This is a genomic window from Ferroacidibacillus organovorans (assembly GCF_001642725.1).
Lineage (GTDB): Bacteria > Bacillota > Bacilli > Alicyclobacillales > SLC66 > Ferroacidibacillus > Ferroacidibacillus organovorans.
In genome coordinates, this window is sequence record NZ_LSUQ01000061.1 from 1 (window position 1) to 15,527 (window position 15,527).

At 50.0% G+C, this 15,527-nt stretch carries 18 protein-coding genes, 5 pseudogenes and 1 other annotated feature; all 23 genes and pseudogenes read right to left on the bottom strand.

Annotated features, from left to right (window positions below):
* A pseudogene (locus AYW79_RS13180) lies at positions 1-244 on the bottom strand (hypothetical protein); the annotation flags it as partial.
* Positions 241-621: a VOC family protein gene (locus AYW79_RS16190; RefSeq protein WP_067566849.1), complete on the bottom strand. Its 381-nt coding sequence runs from the start codon at positions 619-621 to the stop codon at positions 241-243. The pseudogene AYW79_RS13180 and the gene AYW79_RS16190, both read right to left, overlap by 4 nt.
* Before the next feature lie 78 nt (positions 622-699).
* Positions 700-1,176, bottom strand: a pseudogene (locus tag AYW79_RS16195) (GNAT family N-acetyltransferase); the annotation flags it as partial.
* A gap of 28 nt (positions 1,177-1,204) precedes the next feature.
* Positions 1,205-2,182, bottom strand: coding sequence for a phosphotransferase (locus AYW79_RS13190; RefSeq protein WP_067566823.1), 978 nt, complete (start codon positions 2,180-2,182; stop codon positions 1,205-1,207).
* Positions 2,183-2,572 carry a hypothetical protein gene (locus tag AYW79_RS13195; RefSeq protein WP_067566825.1) on the bottom strand — a complete coding sequence of 130 codons (390 nt, stop codon included), beginning with the start codon at positions 2,570-2,572 and terminating at the stop codon, positions 2,183-2,185.
* A 153-nt stretch (positions 2,573-2,725) separates the two neighbouring features.
* Positions 2,726-4,351: an ISL3 family transposase gene (locus AYW79_RS13200; protein WP_082806793.1), complete on the bottom strand. Its 1,626-nt coding sequence runs from the start codon at positions 4,349-4,351 to the stop codon at positions 2,726-2,728.
* A 54-nt stretch (positions 4,352-4,405) separates the two neighbouring features.
* Positions 4,406-4,837, bottom strand: coding sequence for a DinB family protein (locus tag AYW79_RS13205; protein WP_067566829.1), 432 nt, complete (start codon positions 4,835-4,837; stop codon positions 4,406-4,408).
* The gene (locus AYW79_RS13210; protein ID WP_067953299.1) at positions 4,831-5,349 is read right to left on the bottom strand and encodes a nucleotidyltransferase family protein; all 519 of its coding nucleotides are present in this window, start codon (positions 5,347-5,349) and stop codon (positions 4,831-4,833) included. The genes AYW79_RS13205 and AYW79_RS13210 overlap by 7 nt, the downstream gene beginning before the upstream one ends.
* Before the next feature lie 81 nt (positions 5,350-5,430).
* Positions 5,431-5,722: pseudogene (locus tag AYW79_RS15925) on the bottom strand (VOC family protein).
* A pseudogene (locus tag AYW79_RS15355) lies at positions 5,720-6,226 on the bottom strand (GNAT family N-acetyltransferase); the annotation flags it as partial. The pseudogenes AYW79_RS15355 and AYW79_RS15925, both read right to left, overlap by 3 nt.
* Positions 6,227-6,304: 78 nt before the next feature.
* A complete protein-coding gene (locus AYW79_RS13220; protein ID WP_156481908.1) occupies positions 6,305-6,523 on the bottom strand; it encodes a hypothetical protein in 219 nt (72 codons plus the stop codon).
* A 96-nt stretch (positions 6,524-6,619) separates the two neighbouring features.
* Complete coding sequence (locus AYW79_RS16295; protein WP_269449075.1) at positions 6,620-6,745, bottom strand: hypothetical protein; 126 nt, start codon at positions 6,743-6,745, stop codon at positions 6,620-6,622.
* Positions 6,746-7,102 (bottom strand): MFS transporter, encoded by a 357-nt coding sequence (locus AYW79_RS16430; protein WP_067566833.1) that lies wholly within the window; start codon positions 7,100-7,102, stop codon positions 6,746-6,748.
* Positions 7,044-7,313, bottom strand: coding sequence for an MFS transporter (locus tag AYW79_RS16435; protein WP_156481909.1), 270 nt, complete (start codon positions 7,311-7,313; stop codon positions 7,044-7,046). Before AYW79_RS16435 ends, AYW79_RS16430 begins: the two co-directional genes overlap by 59 nt.
* Positions 7,213-7,980 (bottom strand): MFS transporter, encoded by a 768-nt coding sequence (locus tag AYW79_RS13230; protein ID WP_197461023.1) that lies wholly within the window; start codon positions 7,978-7,980, stop codon positions 7,213-7,215. Before AYW79_RS13230 ends, AYW79_RS16435 begins: the two co-directional genes overlap by 101 nt.
* A gap of 20 nt (positions 7,981-8,000) precedes the next feature.
* A complete protein-coding gene (gene trpS, locus AYW79_RS13235; RefSeq protein WP_067566837.1) occupies positions 8,001-9,023 on the bottom strand; it encodes a tryptophan--tRNA ligase in 1,023 nt (340 codons plus the stop codon).
* Between the two features lie 117 nt (positions 9,024-9,140).
* Positions 9,141-9,406: a binding site (T-box leader), on the bottom strand.
* Between the two features lie 64 nt (positions 9,407-9,470).
* The gene (locus tag AYW79_RS13240; protein ID WP_067566839.1) at positions 9,471-10,235 is read right to left on the bottom strand and encodes a creatininase family protein; all 765 of its coding nucleotides are present in this window, start codon (positions 10,233-10,235) and stop codon (positions 9,471-9,473) included.
* A 380-nt stretch (positions 10,236-10,615) separates the two neighbouring features.
* Positions 10,616-10,801 (bottom strand): hypothetical protein, encoded by a 186-nt coding sequence (locus AYW79_RS13245; protein WP_067566841.1) that lies wholly within the window; start codon positions 10,799-10,801, stop codon positions 10,616-10,618.
* A gap of 68 nt (positions 10,802-10,869) precedes the next feature.
* Positions 10,870-11,460, bottom strand: a pseudogene (locus tag AYW79_RS13250) (DUF2785 domain-containing protein); the annotation flags it as partial.
* Positions 11,461-12,357: 897 nt separating this feature from the next.
* The gene (locus AYW79_RS15930; protein ID WP_231877889.1) at positions 12,358-12,564 is read right to left on the bottom strand and encodes an IS3 family transposase; all 207 of its coding nucleotides are present in this window, start codon (positions 12,562-12,564) and stop codon (positions 12,358-12,360) included.
* 349 nt (positions 12,565-12,913) lie between these two features.
* Entirely contained in the window at positions 12,914-13,897 is a 984-nt protein-coding gene (locus AYW79_RS13255; RefSeq protein WP_067566845.1) for a quinone oxidoreductase family protein, read from the bottom strand.
* Between the two features lie 291 nt (positions 13,898-14,188).
* Positions 14,189-14,773 carry a tyrosine-type recombinase/integrase gene (locus AYW79_RS13260; RefSeq protein WP_335339632.1) on the bottom strand — a complete coding sequence of 195 codons (585 nt, stop codon included), beginning with the start codon at positions 14,771-14,773 and terminating at the stop codon, positions 14,189-14,191.
* A 283-nt stretch (positions 14,774-15,056) separates the two neighbouring features.
* Positions 15,057-15,527, bottom strand: a 471-nt coding sequence (locus AYW79_RS13265) for a prepilin peptidase (protein WP_231877890.1), incomplete at its 5' end; no start/stop codon positions are given.

Here is a 15,527-nt window from a genome sequence, read left to right on the forward strand (position 1 = left end):
ACTCGGGCAGCGGAATCCGCGCCTTCACGTACGGCCGAATCGTCTCCAGCACTCGAATTTCTTTGCACATCTGACGTGCTACTGCAGGGCGCTTTGGGATTCGAAAAACGAATGCGTGATTCACTTCTATCGCGATACTGTCCCAGCCTTCTCCGAGTAGTGAGATCCCGTCCAGAGGCAATTCTGGGAAGTACGCACCGAGTAGCGCCTCGTACTGGCCGATATCCGTGGGGTTCCGATTCACTTCCACACCTTCATTCGTTCGCCCAGCGTCCCTGAGTGGAACTCAAGCTGCGTACCATCGGGATCGAGAAAATTGACGGTCCAACCTCCGCCACGCTCCACTGGGCCACGGGTAATTGAAACATTCATCGATTTCAGAGCACCAACGGCTGCATGCAATTCATCTTTCGGAGTATACAGCGCCACATGATCCACGCCGAGTTGCGGCGTAGCCGTCGGCAGCATGGGTCGCTCCTGTAGGCAAATCCAGGCTTTCCCCCATTCGAGGTAGGCATCCTGCAAAGCGCGATGTACAAGCTTCATCCCGAGCGTTCCAACGTAAAACGCAAGTGAACGTTCAAGGTCAGATACGTTGATGGTGATGTGGCTGAAACCCATGGTTGCGAAGCTGGACACGGGTTGCCGTTGGGGCTGGCCCTGTGAAGTGAGAAAGAGCACCATGTGGACTTCATCCCAAGAGTGAACCGCCGTCTTCATGGCGTTTGGTTCCATTCCATAGACCTGAAAGCCCACAGCCTGATAGAGCGCCATCGCGGCGACGTTATCCTTCACAACGGAGAGACGAAGTTGCTCCACGCCATTCAGTTGCCGTGCCCGCTGAATCAAGTCAGCAAGCAGTTCGCGCCCTATCCCTTGCCGCTGAAAATTTGGTGACACAAACATAGCGACCACGTTCGCAATGTGGCGCGCCTTCGTTGCACGCTCTCGAACAAGTGTCACCGTTCCCACCAGATGATCCGAATCATCGCCTACGTAAGCACCCACAGTAAAGTGATCGTCATCCGGTGTAAGCTGGTTGGTCACGTGTTCGAGGGGACGGGATAAATAATCGTCATACGTTGTGAGGAACGCTTCGGGATTAGTGGACAACGCTTGAAGTCGGAGATTTCGATAAGCTGATGCATCAACTGTATGAAGTATGCGAATATCCACGCTTTCACACCCTCCTTCCGAACGAACGTCAACTCAGCAGAGACGGTAAATTTTGCATATTTTGAGCCAACCAGTCCATTTCGTGCGCAAATCGCTGAGGGGGTACTGTGTGCTGATCCATGTTCGGCGTGATCCACCAAGCGCTTTCCATATACCATACCATGCGAAGAGCTCGTAGAATCCCTCCTGTGGGATACTCGCGTTGCGTCCGATAACCGTCAAGGAAGCCCAGCGTGGCATCCACGTTGAATGTTTCACCATCAAGATTGCCTGACAGGATAGCCCTTGCGATATCCGTGTCAAGATAGTCGGCATTGAGTCGGTCAAAGTCTAAAATTGCCGACAACCCGTCGCCAGAGAAAAGCATGTTATCTGCCCAGAGATCGCGGTGCGCAAAGCCTATTTCGGCATTCCTAAATTCACGGATGTCGATAATCTGCAAGGCGTTTAATTGGCGCTGCGCGAATGCATACAGCTCATGTTTGTCATTCTGCTCCATGGCCTTTAAGACGTTTTCGAAGTGACGTATCCTCTCAGGTACTTCCGGGACCAAAAATGTCGCTTGGGTTGGAAAACCGCCGAGCATGAGAAGGAATCGATGCATCTGTCCGGTGGCCGCACCGAGCGAATGCATCTGACCATAGGTGGCCTGGCCAGGAATGAATCTCTCTCCGTCGCAAAAGGTCATGACCATGAATCGCTGCCCTGAGGGTGTCGAATGAAGCTGAGCTCCCTGATGCATCAGAATTTGTGGACAGGGTAGCCCCTGAGTATGTAGCTCAGACTGCCATCGAAGCGCTCGGACTAAAGCCGATTCATCATACAATCGATATCTGTCCGGATGGTAACTCTTAAGCAGAAAGACGCCATGCGTGGTGTCCAACTTCCATTTTCGATTCAGCCATCCACGAACAATCGGTTGCGCATCAAGAATAGTGAATTCAAACCATTTTTGACAGACCTCGCAAAGTTCATCAAACTCATGATCATCAGGTCGCAGTTTCATTCACCGACTTTCGATATTTTCCCATACTCGTTCCACAGTCGATTCCGATCCTCTCACCGTCACGAGATACACGTCCGGATTCGTAAGCGCTGCCCCTGCCCCTGCCTCGAACCCGAATCGTTCATCGAAGTGTCTCAGCAGTGGCGTCATCAAATTGCCGTGCGTCACAACCACCGCGCTCCCTTGATTCAAAGCGAGCAGCTCGCCGCGCGCGTCGCCGCCGCAACCGTTCGCACCCCGATCGATGGCAATGCCAACTGCTGCCGTGAAGGACAGGATATCAACGATGACCACGGTGTCGGATAGAGGGGCTAGACAAGCAAGCCCATCAAGGCCCCAATCAAAGCGCACCGCATAGGCCGATTGTTGGAAAACACCTTCGGTCGTCATCGTCATGTCACCCCAAGTTCCGATCGACAAGGTTGGCTGACACGGGTTCTCGTCCGAGGTCTCTTGCCCATATCGAAAGTGGTTCTTGCGATCTTTTGGTGAACTCCGTCAGGAGAAGGTGTTGCCATCGACGTCTTTCGACAGCCTGACCCATCAGGCGTGATGAAGTACGCGGGCTCGCAGAAGATCGAAGCCAGCTCTGCCGAACATCTGTCGTTTGAGCATTTTCAAGCGATTGATCTGTCCCTCTAGTTGTCCATTACTCCATGGACCTTTGATTCCGGAAGATACAGCGTCCAAATCCTTTTGTATGCCTCGGGCAAACGAACCCATCTCCTGTACTTGAGATTGCAACGCGGTCTCGACCCACCCACACAAGGGAGTACGATCGTGCGTGTCTAGTAGCAATCGAAAAGACATACAGAGGTCTCGGAGTTCTTGCGCACCCTTGACTTCTCGCAGCAATTGATCGCGGTACGCTCGATCGGACGCCTTTACTTCGGATTCCTTCTGCGTTACGAGTACAGTGGCTTCGCGAGGACTCACACGCCGACGAGACTGCTCTATCAAGCAGGTGCCGCTCTGTAGATCCTTCTTCCTCGTGTCCGCGAGATACTGCGCTACCGTGGTTCGGGATCCTATATAACCCATCTCTCGAAGGTGGCGCAAGATCTTCGGTCCCTTCATAGACTGACGGGCAAGCTCACACACCGTCTCACGATATGGATCAAGTACCGTAGTTCTCTTGACACGGACCGTGTTTGGCACCTCATTCCATGTGAGATACTTGCCAATCGTTTGGCGACTGAGTCCGGTTCTTCGTGCGATCTCCCGTTTGCCCATACCCGACAGATGGAGTTGTTGCACCTCTTGTACCCGCTCCCACTTGATTTCACGACGCATCGTTTTTGGATTCACCGTAGTCTGTGTCGTCTCATCAGGGGTCCCACTTGGTGCATCGGGTGCAGGTTCGGGGTCATCGTGCGCCGGATGAGCGACGCGAGACCGCTTCTCTCGCAGGGGCAGACGTTGACGACTCAGAAAACGATGTACTGTCTCGCTGAGATTTTTCAAGAGATGCCATCGATCCGCAACCTGTTGCGCGTGCGGAAGTCCTTGGCGAATCGCCTGGGCATACGCCCCTGCGCGGTCGCGGCTGACAATCTGTATCGTCGGATGCCTGATCAACCACGCGGCAACGGTCGCCACTCGGCGATCCGGCAGTACATCGATCACTCGGTGCTGTTCGAGGTCACAGATCAGTGTGCCGTATCGATCGCCTCTCCGATATGCCCAATCGTCTATGCCGATCACACGAATTTCTTGCGGAGAAGTAGGTTCCGGATGTTCTGACTTTCGAATGCGCTGCAGCATCGTATCGCGACACACCTGAATTCCCATCTGTCTAGCCATGGCAGCCCCAGGGTTTCCTCCGAGTTCAAAAGCAAGGTGCGTCAATAAATCATTGAGTCGCGATGTCTTTCGCCCCGAGCGGGCGAATAGACCGGTAAATCGTTCCGTGAAAATGACTTGTGTGCAGGATGCGTTATCGCAAAAGAACTTACGACTGCGGATCCGCAATACCATGAGTTTATTACCGATTGGTAGATCTTGCACAGTCCGATAGTACAAGCTGTGTACTCGATGCGCCCATTGCCCACACTTTGGGCAATGGTTCCCGGTACTGTGAGATGCTACGCGAAACACAGTAAGACAATCGGAACGGTAGACATCTAGCAACTTCAGATCTGAGAGGAAGGATTCTACGATCTCATTCATCCTGTATCGCCTCCGATCTCATCGTATCAGGAGGGGCATACGAATGTTGTCGAATCATGGAACCTCACCAAAAGATCGCAAGAGCCTCGAAAGTTGACCCATGTGGTGAATTTCATGGGCAACGACGTGACGAAGGACATGTCCCCCCGAAAACGCTTCACCTGGTCGCCATGGCGCATGGACTTCTTTTGAGTCCCAATCCGGCGTCCATTTTTCAAGCACGAAACGTATTTCAGGACGACATGTGTTGGACAGAGCGCGAACTCGGCATAGCGTCTGGTAATCCTCAAAGGGAAGCTGAACGTCGGGTTTTCCCTCCATCGCACGAATCCAACTGTATTCAGAATCTACAATGTGCCACAGGGTTCGTAAAAAACTCCCCACCCCGCCGATCCGCTGTCGGGTGAGTTCCTCGTCGGGTACGCCCTCACACCAGTCAAACCATTCCTCCCGAACCTGCCAGTTGTAGCGAAACAGCGTCAGCAACTCGACCCCTCCCTTGGATAGTCATGAATCACACGCACCTTTGGCCATTTCTTCACAATTTGTTTGTCAGCGAGACGCTGCTCGAAAATCTGCTCAGTCACTCGCCGAGGATTTCTACGACAAACCATCTCAAACAAATCGTTCATTCCACACGGTGCGACCATGAGAAGCTCATCATTATCAAGAAGACGGACGGCAATATTCGTCGCGGTCTCTGTCCATGTACCAATCCCGTCTGCGGATGAGGAAAGCGGCTCAACAGGGAACCCAAACTTCCGCTCGTACCACAAGTGAACAGCCGCCTGATTCCTTGCCTGCCAGGGCATCTTCGGCAGGAGATGATACAACACCCGCTCAATCTCCAAGTCTCTGTCCGGTTGTAAGTCTGTTGGATCAAAATATGCCACATCGATATCATTCAGCGGTGTCGGCGTAGAATCATCGTGTAACCAGTCCCACACCAGTGTGCGAATGACGCCCCCCGACCGGCCAATCCGGAGGATTGCATTCACGCACCACACGCAAGGCTTGCATGAACCAGTCCGTTGCGCGCAGCAATGCACGTAAATCGTGCTCATATTGACGATTGTCGGTCACGGCGCCACTACCTCAATCTTGAGTCGATCGGGATCCTCAAAGAACACAGCGTAATGCCCTGCTCCACCCGCATACGGGTGTCTGTCTTCATACAAGACATGGGTACCCCTTGCACCAACTCCGCCCTTCAACCCAATTTTGGTAGGGTTTATAGCCGAGATATCCTAACAGCCAGCCCCAAAATTCGACTGACCTTTGGCGATTCGAAACATTGATTTCGACATGATGGAGCGTTCCTGAACGTGTAGAATGATTCGGGTGAAAGTCTGACTCTCGGGAACCTGCGATCAATTTGTAATAAATCACTGTCTCATCAAGCTGCCCATCCGCTGATCGAGCATACTGTGGAATTCGCCCGGCCTCCACAAAACTCAGTGAGCGGTACAAAGCATTGGACGGATCCCCGTCACGGGTGTCCAAGACAAGCAATGAGCGATTCGCTTCCACTGCCGCTCGCTCTGCCACGTCCATCAACTGCTTAGCTATTCCCAATCTCCTTCTCTGCGGATGAACCATCAACTTGGCGATCTCTGCCCTGTGTGCACCGTTTTGCTTCATGGTCAGATGCAATTGCACCGTACCTACGACTCCTCTATCGTAGTCTGCCACCCACAGGCGAACACTTGGTTCGAGGAGGTGTTCCCAATACAAACGAGCATCCGCACGCGTCAGTGGTGGCAAAAAGCCGATGGATGCTCCATCGTCTACAACGGAAATCAACAAGGAACAGAGCATGTTCAGATCTTTTGTATTCCATTGCGCAATCTCACGGATGTGTAGTTCGTTTTCCAAATAAATACCCCCATCCTCTGCTACATATTAATTCGCCATGCGTACAGGGGCGTTCGTTTGCCTTCAATCTCACAGAGCCTACCGTTTTGATGAGACATACAGAAATCGATATTTGCCATCATACGTGGATTGATTCTGCACTTCCCCATACTTTTCCTTCCAAACGTCGGTGTTCAAGTCATTTGCCAAACGCTTTACACACTGGTCAACCAGTCCTTTCGGTACTTTGGCAGACGGCGAAACACCCTGCCGAAACAGCGGATCCAAATACCACTCTGGATGCCTCCATCCTGTCATGAAGAATCTATCTCTCATGTCCGACGGCAACAGAAACGTTTCATCTGTAAAATGATGGACAGCCAGCGTGCTGATCACGCCATCAAAGGAATTGTCCTAGAGTGGGAGTTTTTCTGCACTGCCCGCTATATCCTTCTCCCCCAAATCAAACATCCGCATGTACTCATCATAGGTACGCCCAATGAAGATAAAATCGAAAAAGTTCAAATGACCTCTGCTCATCTACCTCGACTCCTCTTGTCTGTGGGGATCGTTCAAAGTGACACATTGGTCCGGCTCATATGGATAACTTGTGGCAATTGGTCTCCATGTCAGACTGATTCCCACGTATAGCAGGTACAAGAACGCTATCGCCCAGAACATTCCGGCTGGTCCGAGCCACGTCATCATCAAACCACAGACCATCGGCCCTACCATTAGACCGAGCCCAAGATTAGTTACTGCAATCTGGTTGGCGATCGGCAGATTGTTTGACCCAACAAGATCACCGAGGAAGCCAAGACTCAAACTGAACAATGTGTCAACGAATGCTCCGACGAGGAAGCATAAAGCGACAAACGTCACGTTTGAATCGGACACAAGCGGTAAGCAAGCTGAACAGAACTCCCCCTGCCGTTGAGCACCCTATCAGAACCATCCGCCGACCCAAACGATCGCCCAAATAGCCCAGTGGTAGCTGAAATATAAGGCTACCGAACACAAACGAAGCTAACGAAAGTGACACGACTCCAAGCGGCAGATGAACCTGTTCGGCATACAAAGGAAGGTCCCCGTTTAACGCCGGCTCCATAAACCCGAATACCAATGGGAGCGCTAGTGCTGGCAGGGCGACTCGATAAATCCGAGCGACTCTGATTGAGCGTACAGACCTCGCTGACTTGCGGTTCCCCAGAACGCAAGGTAAACGCACGACTAAAGCCAAGGAGATGGCAAAAGTAGAGGCCGACAAGTATGAATGGGAACCACACCGCCAGTTTCCCAGTCGCCAGAAACATCGGACCAACCGCAAATCCGATGCCGGTAGCTAAGCCATACAGAGCCATCTGCTTACCACGATTTTCCGGCGTGGTGAGGCATCCAATCCAAGACTGCGTACCATAGTGGATCGCCCCTAGAGACAAGCCAAACACGAAACGAAACAGCAACCACCACTGCACGTTGTCTCTCACCACGAACGCGCAGATGGACAATGTTCCTGTCGCAAGCGCCCATACCAACAATCTACGAAGTCCAATCCGACGAGAGAGCTGTCCCACGAAAACCATGGCGACAAGCAAACCGGCATAAGTATCACTGGTACTCAGACTGTTCATCAACGGAGAAATGTGTCCCGCTTCCACAGATGCCATCCACGGAATCATCAGACCTTGACTGAACGTCACCGCCATGGCGGCAAAAATCAATGCGACGAACGTACGGGCATGTTTTTGTGGGATAACGCCGGTTCCAAAACGCATCTTCTGTTCGCCGCCTCCCATCAATCACGAGCCTCATCGTAGTCCAATCGATAATTCAATCCCATTGCCTCACGGACTTCCCTCATCGTTTCCTTTGCAATTTCCCTCGCACGTTTTGTACCGGCAATCAGGATTTCATCAGCCATGCGTGGATTGGCTTCATAGGCCACCCGGCGCTCACGCATGGGTTCCAGTAATTCATTGATTCTGCCGGCAATCCACCGCTTGCATTCGACGCAACCCATTGTCCCTGACCTGCATCCAGTAGCGACCTCATCGGATGTGCCCGCTGCGAACGCTTGATGATATGTGAAAACAGGACACACTTCTGGATGTCCGGGATCCGACTTGCGAATTCGTGCAGGATCCGTAACTGCGACTTGAATCTTATCCCGCACTTCTTGGGCCGATGCATCCAGCGTGATCGCATTACCCATACTCTTACTCATCTTGCTTTTTCCGTCCAAGCCGACGAGTCTTGGCACCTCTCCGACGACGGCCTTCGGCTCAATCAGAACTGGCGCATACAGCTCATTGAAGCGGCGAACGATTTTTCGGGTTTGCTCAATGTGCGGAACTTGATCTTCTCCTACCGGAACCAAAGTCGCCTTGCAAAACGTTATGTCGGCCGCCTGACTGACTGGGTAACCCAAGAATCCATAGTACAGTTGATCGTATCCTCGTTCGGCTGCCTCAGACTTCACCGTCGGGTTATGGCGCAGTGAATTGACCGTGACAAACATGGAATAGAAGATTGTGAGTTCGGCGATTTCAGGCACGAGAGATTGAACGAAAATCGTGGCCTTCTCCGGGTCAATGCCCACCGCCAAATAGTCCATCGCAATCTGACGTAGATGTTGTTCGATTTCCTTTGGGGATTCAAAATGTGTAGTCAGTGCTTGAACATCCGCAAGCAGGATGAAGGTGTCATACTTCTGTTGCATGTCAATGCGATTTTTCAGGCTGCCGACATAATGACCGAGGTGCAACTTCCCAGTGGTGCGATCTCCGGTCAATACCCGTTCTTCGTAATTGCTCTGCATTCATATCACTCCTGTTTTGTGAGTTGAATTTTGTCTTGAACCACCACCAACCATCGCTCACACCACCACCTCCTCGTTTCACGGGCCAAAATTGAATACAAAAAGGCCCCACATCCGCCAAGGGACGTGAGACCGTGGTGCCACCCTAATTCGCCGGGGTATGCCCGACGCACTTTAGAGTACGGAGACCAACGAAACAAAAATGATCTCGATACCTGCCTCTTGGTAACGGAGAGGCACGCCCGGCAAGGCATACTGCCACAATGTGGGTTCAGCCAGCGACTCAGAAGTCCATTCGACATCCTATGCGTATCGGCTCACACCATTCGCCGACTCTCTGGAACGCACGTGGTATGCGTACTCGTCTTCGTCAAAGTCAATCCGTTGGAATTTGTTTCATGATACACAGGGACGATCAATTTCGTCAACGTCAGGATTTCTTACAGTTCAATTCTGAATCCGTTGGAAGGTTTTTCTACGATTCGCTTCTTCCACAAACGCCTTCAGTCCATCACAATTTTTCTGAATGAATGTCGTCCACAGCGTTCTCCCCATTTCGGTCAACTGTTCAGGTGTATAACTCCCAGCGACAAATTCTCCCCAATTCCCGTCACGGGTTAGTTTCTCCCATCCTACGATGTCAGCAAATTTGTTGTTTTCGACGGGAACTGGTGAACCCGCAGACTGCGGTTTCACGTATTCCGGGCAGAGAAACATCACCGTACAAAGTCCAATAAGCCCTCCATGAATCTCATTGCGACCAGTCAGCCCGGCAATTTCCAAGGCTTCTTCGAACGCACCCCGTTGATGGTGTGGATGCACCACAACGATGTCTTTATACTTGAAATTCGTATGCTTAATGAAAGAGGCTAACCAGTATGAACCACCGTGACCAGACGTGATCACAAACTTTTTGAACCCCTGACGGCGCAGATTCATAATCATATCTTCAACGAAAGCACTGATGACACTCGGACTGACGGTTACTGTGCCTTTGAAGGCTGCATGTTCCTCTGAGGTATTAAACGGCAGAACTGGCAGAACGTAGGCATTCAGGGCCTTACCATACTCGTTACCATAAAGTTCCGCAATCAACGTATCTACGTGCATTGGCAGCGTCGGGCCAAATTGTTCGGTTGCTCCGAGTGGGATCACGACTGTATCGACACGACTCGCCATTATCTCCGTCGTTGTGTTGGTATGATTTAGCATATACTCTCTCCTTCTCGATGAAGTGCTTGAACTTGGCGTCACGAGGAACATCTCTGTCATGTTTAGGGACCAATCATTTTCATCATATAATTTTCTCCGTGAGTTACCCTAGCGGAAGCGGTATGTTCTGCACAAAACCCATTGAACACGCGGTATCAATACATACGCGTGTATTAACGTTCCTGCCTTCTGTTAGTATTGCAACTGCTACTGTTCCTGCCTGAGCGTGTTTCAAAAGTTCACGAGGATTCAACACAGACTGCACCCATTGCGCAATACTGCCTTTGAGTTCAATAACTGCTGTTCAGCCAAAATGGGTATTTATGCATGATAGTCGACCCGATCCGATTCGCCCAAAGCTTACTCTCCTGCTTTATGAATTAGAGCACGTTCGCTTGGACGTACCAACTGAGTGCGCGCAACCGTTCGTCGATCTTTTCAATCAATCCACTATCGACTTGTTTCCACTTCAAAAGAAAATATAGGCTGCGAAGAAAGTGTTCCAAATTCGTGAGTCGAATGGTGTCGTCCGGTTCAGGTCCTTCCGGCTTAATAAATCTATTCATCCAATCCTCAATGCGTCGGCGGTGACCCATCCCTTTTTGATGATTCGACTTGCTGTAAACGCCAGTCTGTCGTCTTCTTGAAAATAGATTGGATTTGAAACTGATGCCAAATCCGCCACACAGTGAAGCACCTCCAGCCGCTCCATCTCGGTGGAAAATGGATGTTGAGCGCAACTGTCCAGCGCATCCGCCGCATGTGCAATAGTATGCGCCCAACCTTTGCCATCGATGTAGCCGCGACGGTCGCGTTCCTCCCTCGCATAGGACAACACACTGCGAATGGTGTCGTGCACTAGATCCGCACTCAGTTGCTGGTGTTCTATGTCAGGATCGAGAATTAATGGTACAACAAGAATTGAGAAGCCTCGTATAAAAACTGAATCGGTTACGGATTCACCAATTCGATAGAACAGGTGTTGGTCATCCAATGCAACCTTTAATAGCGTTTGACGATCCTCAACGCTTAGGAAATGATATTCTGTCAGCAAACGCGCCAACAGGGAGTAGGACAGTCTATCTCGCAAACGGGCGTCAGTTGAACGGAAATTTTCAACCAATGCCAGACAGAACGCCAACAGGTTCGTGCCAGTAGGAAATTGGCAATCGTTATCCATGATTTTAGATAAGAGTTCCGCATTGTGTGCTCGATTCTGCGTCATTAGGTCCTCCATGTGAAAATGATGACAACAAATAACGCGAGACAGGTTGGACTGCGTTATCACATTGTCCCTCTCAATGATTTTTAATCTGATACTCAAAATTCTACATGAGTTGCTATTCTATTAACTGCCCGAGAGCTAAAGATGGGCAACAAATTGACTACGCATGTTTATACACCAGACCACTTCATTGCATTCTTGCAGATCAGCACCCTTTAGAGACAGAGGGAAAGGATTATTTTCAAACACCCTTCGTCTTTGAAGTGTCTCACAATTTGGGGCTACCAAGTTTCCCCTACAGTCAACGAATCGGCATGTTCGAATTCAACGGTATGTAGTTCATTCAAACTGCTTTATCTGTTCTACGACGACCAGACTCTATCTTCAAAAGCCGTGGAAATCAACCGAACGATACCATACGATGTTTCACCTGTTCGAAGATGAAGAAGAATTTCTACTCCCGGACATCTTGAAAATCCACTTCATGGAAATCCCCAAAGTTATAGTGAACTAGCATAGGAACGCTGTCAATCTTCACGAAAACATGCTCGTCCACGTAATCATAAATTTGGACTTCCTGCTTTGACACATATAATCGGTGAAGACGTCCGGCGTATTGCTGTACTGTTCCCTTCCGCGAAATTGGCATGGCCAGAAATAGAGTATCAAGACGAGCATCATCAAAGCCTTAAAGGGTCACAGTGAATTAAGAAAAATTCATGGGGATATCAGCTATAGAGTCAACTACATCGTCAGCCATCGATAAATCTTGATTCCCGGAATTCACATTTTGATAACCAATAAACTTCATGATTTTAAGTCAATACGGTGGACACACCAAACAATGGATATATAAAAATTCAGTCCCAATTTCAGCAGACAGTATAGACTCTATTACTAAACTTCCTTAGACTGATAATACATAGTATGGAATTGAGCAGGGGTACGGTAGCCAATGGAAGAGTAAATCCGCCTGCGGTTGTACCACAGTTCAATGTATTCCCAGATGTCTCGCTTCGCTTGAACTCGTGTTGTATCTAACTCAAGGTGTATCAGTTCTCGCTTGATGACGCTGCGCAAAGATTCGATACACGTATTATCCAACGCTTTCGGATGTTGCAGTTGATCACGCTTCGGACATGGCTTCGCTTTCGCTGACCTTAGCAGTTCGTCGAGTCTAGCCCCGCGACTTGGGAGGTTGGTTCCCCCTCACGGATACATTGTTTGATGGGCTTCACACCCTGTCTGCTCAAACTCAACGCATACCATCCTTGCCTTGACGGGATGAGATACCCACCAACTACCAAAGTTGGTGTCTTCAATACATAGCGCCTCATGGCGCACTGGATTCTTCTGCCTAAGACAGCAATAATACTCAAAGCCGTCTAATGCTCGGTTTTTCTGAACGAACATGAGGCGTTATGTATTTACGTCCCCATTTAGGAACCGCTTGTCACTCACTAACCGTCAATAACACCTTTCCAACGCTGTGTCTTCCCTCTACAACTCGATGGGCTTCAGCTGCATCCTCTAATTTAAAGCGATGCCCAACTTTGATTTTTAATCTTCCGTTCGACAGATACCCAAAAACGTGATTCGCAGTATCACGAAGAAGATAAGGTCTTTCTTTTCGTGTCGTACCTAAGCTAAAACCTAAGACTGAACGACAGCTTGAGTGCAGGTCACTTGTTTGAAAATGCCCCACTTCACCACTTGAATTCCCAAAATGAATCAGGCGTCCATAATTAGCAAGGCACTGCAAACTCTTCTCAGAGACCGACCCTGCAACCGAATCCAAAATAACGTCAACACCTCGACCGTCGGTGATCTCCTTAACTTTGATTGAGAAATCTTCTGTGCCATAGCAAATCACATGGTCGCAACCAGCCTCAAGGGCAGTTTGGAACTTAGATTCATTGCCCACTGTACCAATAACACAGCTTGCTCCTAGAATTTTTGCTAGCTGTGATGCAGTGGTTCCAACACCCCCAGCCGCTGCATGAATCAAGACCATTTCTCCTTGTGTCAATCTTGCTACATCGGCAAGTAACTTGTAAGCAGTAAAGGAAACAATTGGACACGCCGCCGCAATTTCAAAATGCAAATTGTCAGGGATTACAAAGGTGAGCGATTCATTTGCAACTACATATTCAGCGTAGGAGCCGTTCAGGGGAAAAGCGATAACTCGTTGTCCAACTTTCAGATTGTGAACTTCATCACCAAGTTCTTCAATCACCCCTGCGACATCTAATCCGGGTATGAACGGAGGATGATTACCTCCGCTCTTATTACCATAGCGAGCTTTCACGTCGGCAAAGTTTACACTTGTCGCAACGGTGCGAATCAATACCTGAGTTGCCTTTGGTGCCGGCGTATTCACATCTGTGTAGTGCATGACATCTGGTGTTCCATAATCGGTTATGACGACTGCTTTCATATATTGTCTCCTCCCGTACAGTTAGAAAATAATAAATTTAGTTATTCAATTCTGAATTTAAAACCGATTATTGGAATTGGCTCTCTCCAAAATTGCCCCTGTTTTCGTATGGCTCGCTGTTGAAGATAACTGCCCGAAATCGGCGTAGGCCGACTCGCTCAGTTCGCATATTCTTACAACTTCTCTGCATAAGAGTCGCCATGTGTGGATCACTCAATGCCAGGTTTTCCGCGCTCTCCAAGCATCGTTTCCCTCAGTATACACGGCGACGATTGGTTTTGCAGACATTCATCACTGCACGAAATATCGCTGATATGCTTGTTGGCGTATGGTGCCACTAAGGGATGCGTACAGCTGCGTGGTCTCTGGTTTCTCATGGCCCAAAATAGACTGCACGGCAACAAGGGGTGCGCCCTGATTGAGCAATACGGTTGCGAGGGTATGGCGAATCTTGTGGGGGCTGATCTTGGTTTGCAAGTCGGATCGATTCGCGGTCCGATTGAAAATATACTCAATCTGATGAATCGACATCCGGTGCGGTTTTCTCTCGGTCACAAACAGCGCCACATCCTTATCGCCGCGATAATTCAGATACCGCTGTAACCATATGCGGGCCTTCGAGCCGAAGTACACCTCTCGTTCCTTGTTTCCTTTCCCGATCACGTTCACACTCCCGCGCTGCCAATCAATCGCACTACGATCGAGTTTGTAAATCTCCCCCACCCGACATCCCGTGGCGAAGAAGAATTCCACGAGCGCATGCTCCAGGACACTGGTGCAAGAATCCCGCAACATTTCTAGTTCATCGATGGTGAGTGCCTTTGGCACACGTTTTCCAAGCTTCGGTTCCTTCAACTTCATGGTCGGATTGCGCACGAGGAGATCCTCTTCCACCAACCACTTGAATTGAACAAACTCATGATGGCCCGTACATTATACCCGAGACTGCTCGCTTTCAAATGCATGTGCTGCTGCAGATGTTCCCGCAGTTGTTCCGACGTGATCGTGTCCCCGATGTCTTTTATCAACTGGTGATGCTGCACCCGGTACGCCTTTACTGTATAGGGCGAATACCCCTCCTGCGCCTGGAGGGTCAGATATCAGTTGGACGCATCATGCAATCGAATGAAGAGGCCCCCTTTCAGGGCGCTATTAACTTTCAGAATAAAGACATCACTGCACAGAAGAGGATCGTCGACACGAGGACAAAAACCACTATGGGCAGTCCCCTTCTTGGTGTCGGTTGGTAGCCATCGAACCACGTATTTTTTGACCGCCGTACTATAGACCTTGGCAAAGAGCAACGCCAGTCACCATATGAACAGCGTGGGCAGCACACCGAGTGCTGCCCGCAAACCATGGCCATCTTCCAGTTCCCCTGGCCCCAGAGTCCAAGAAGCGTCGGAACGAGAAGCAGCAGTCCGGTGCAAACGAAGGCGAAAAACGCCTCTTCTCCCGAACCAACACCGAAGTGCAACGCCAAAAAGAGCCCCAGTCCAAACAGGTTCAGGACGTTTGGAATTCGCCGTTCCCGAATGTCAAACCGCGCCGCCACAAGGGCAAATGCGATAAACGCGATCCCAATCCATAGTGGCTTCATAATTGCAGTTCCGTGATAGATCGATAATCC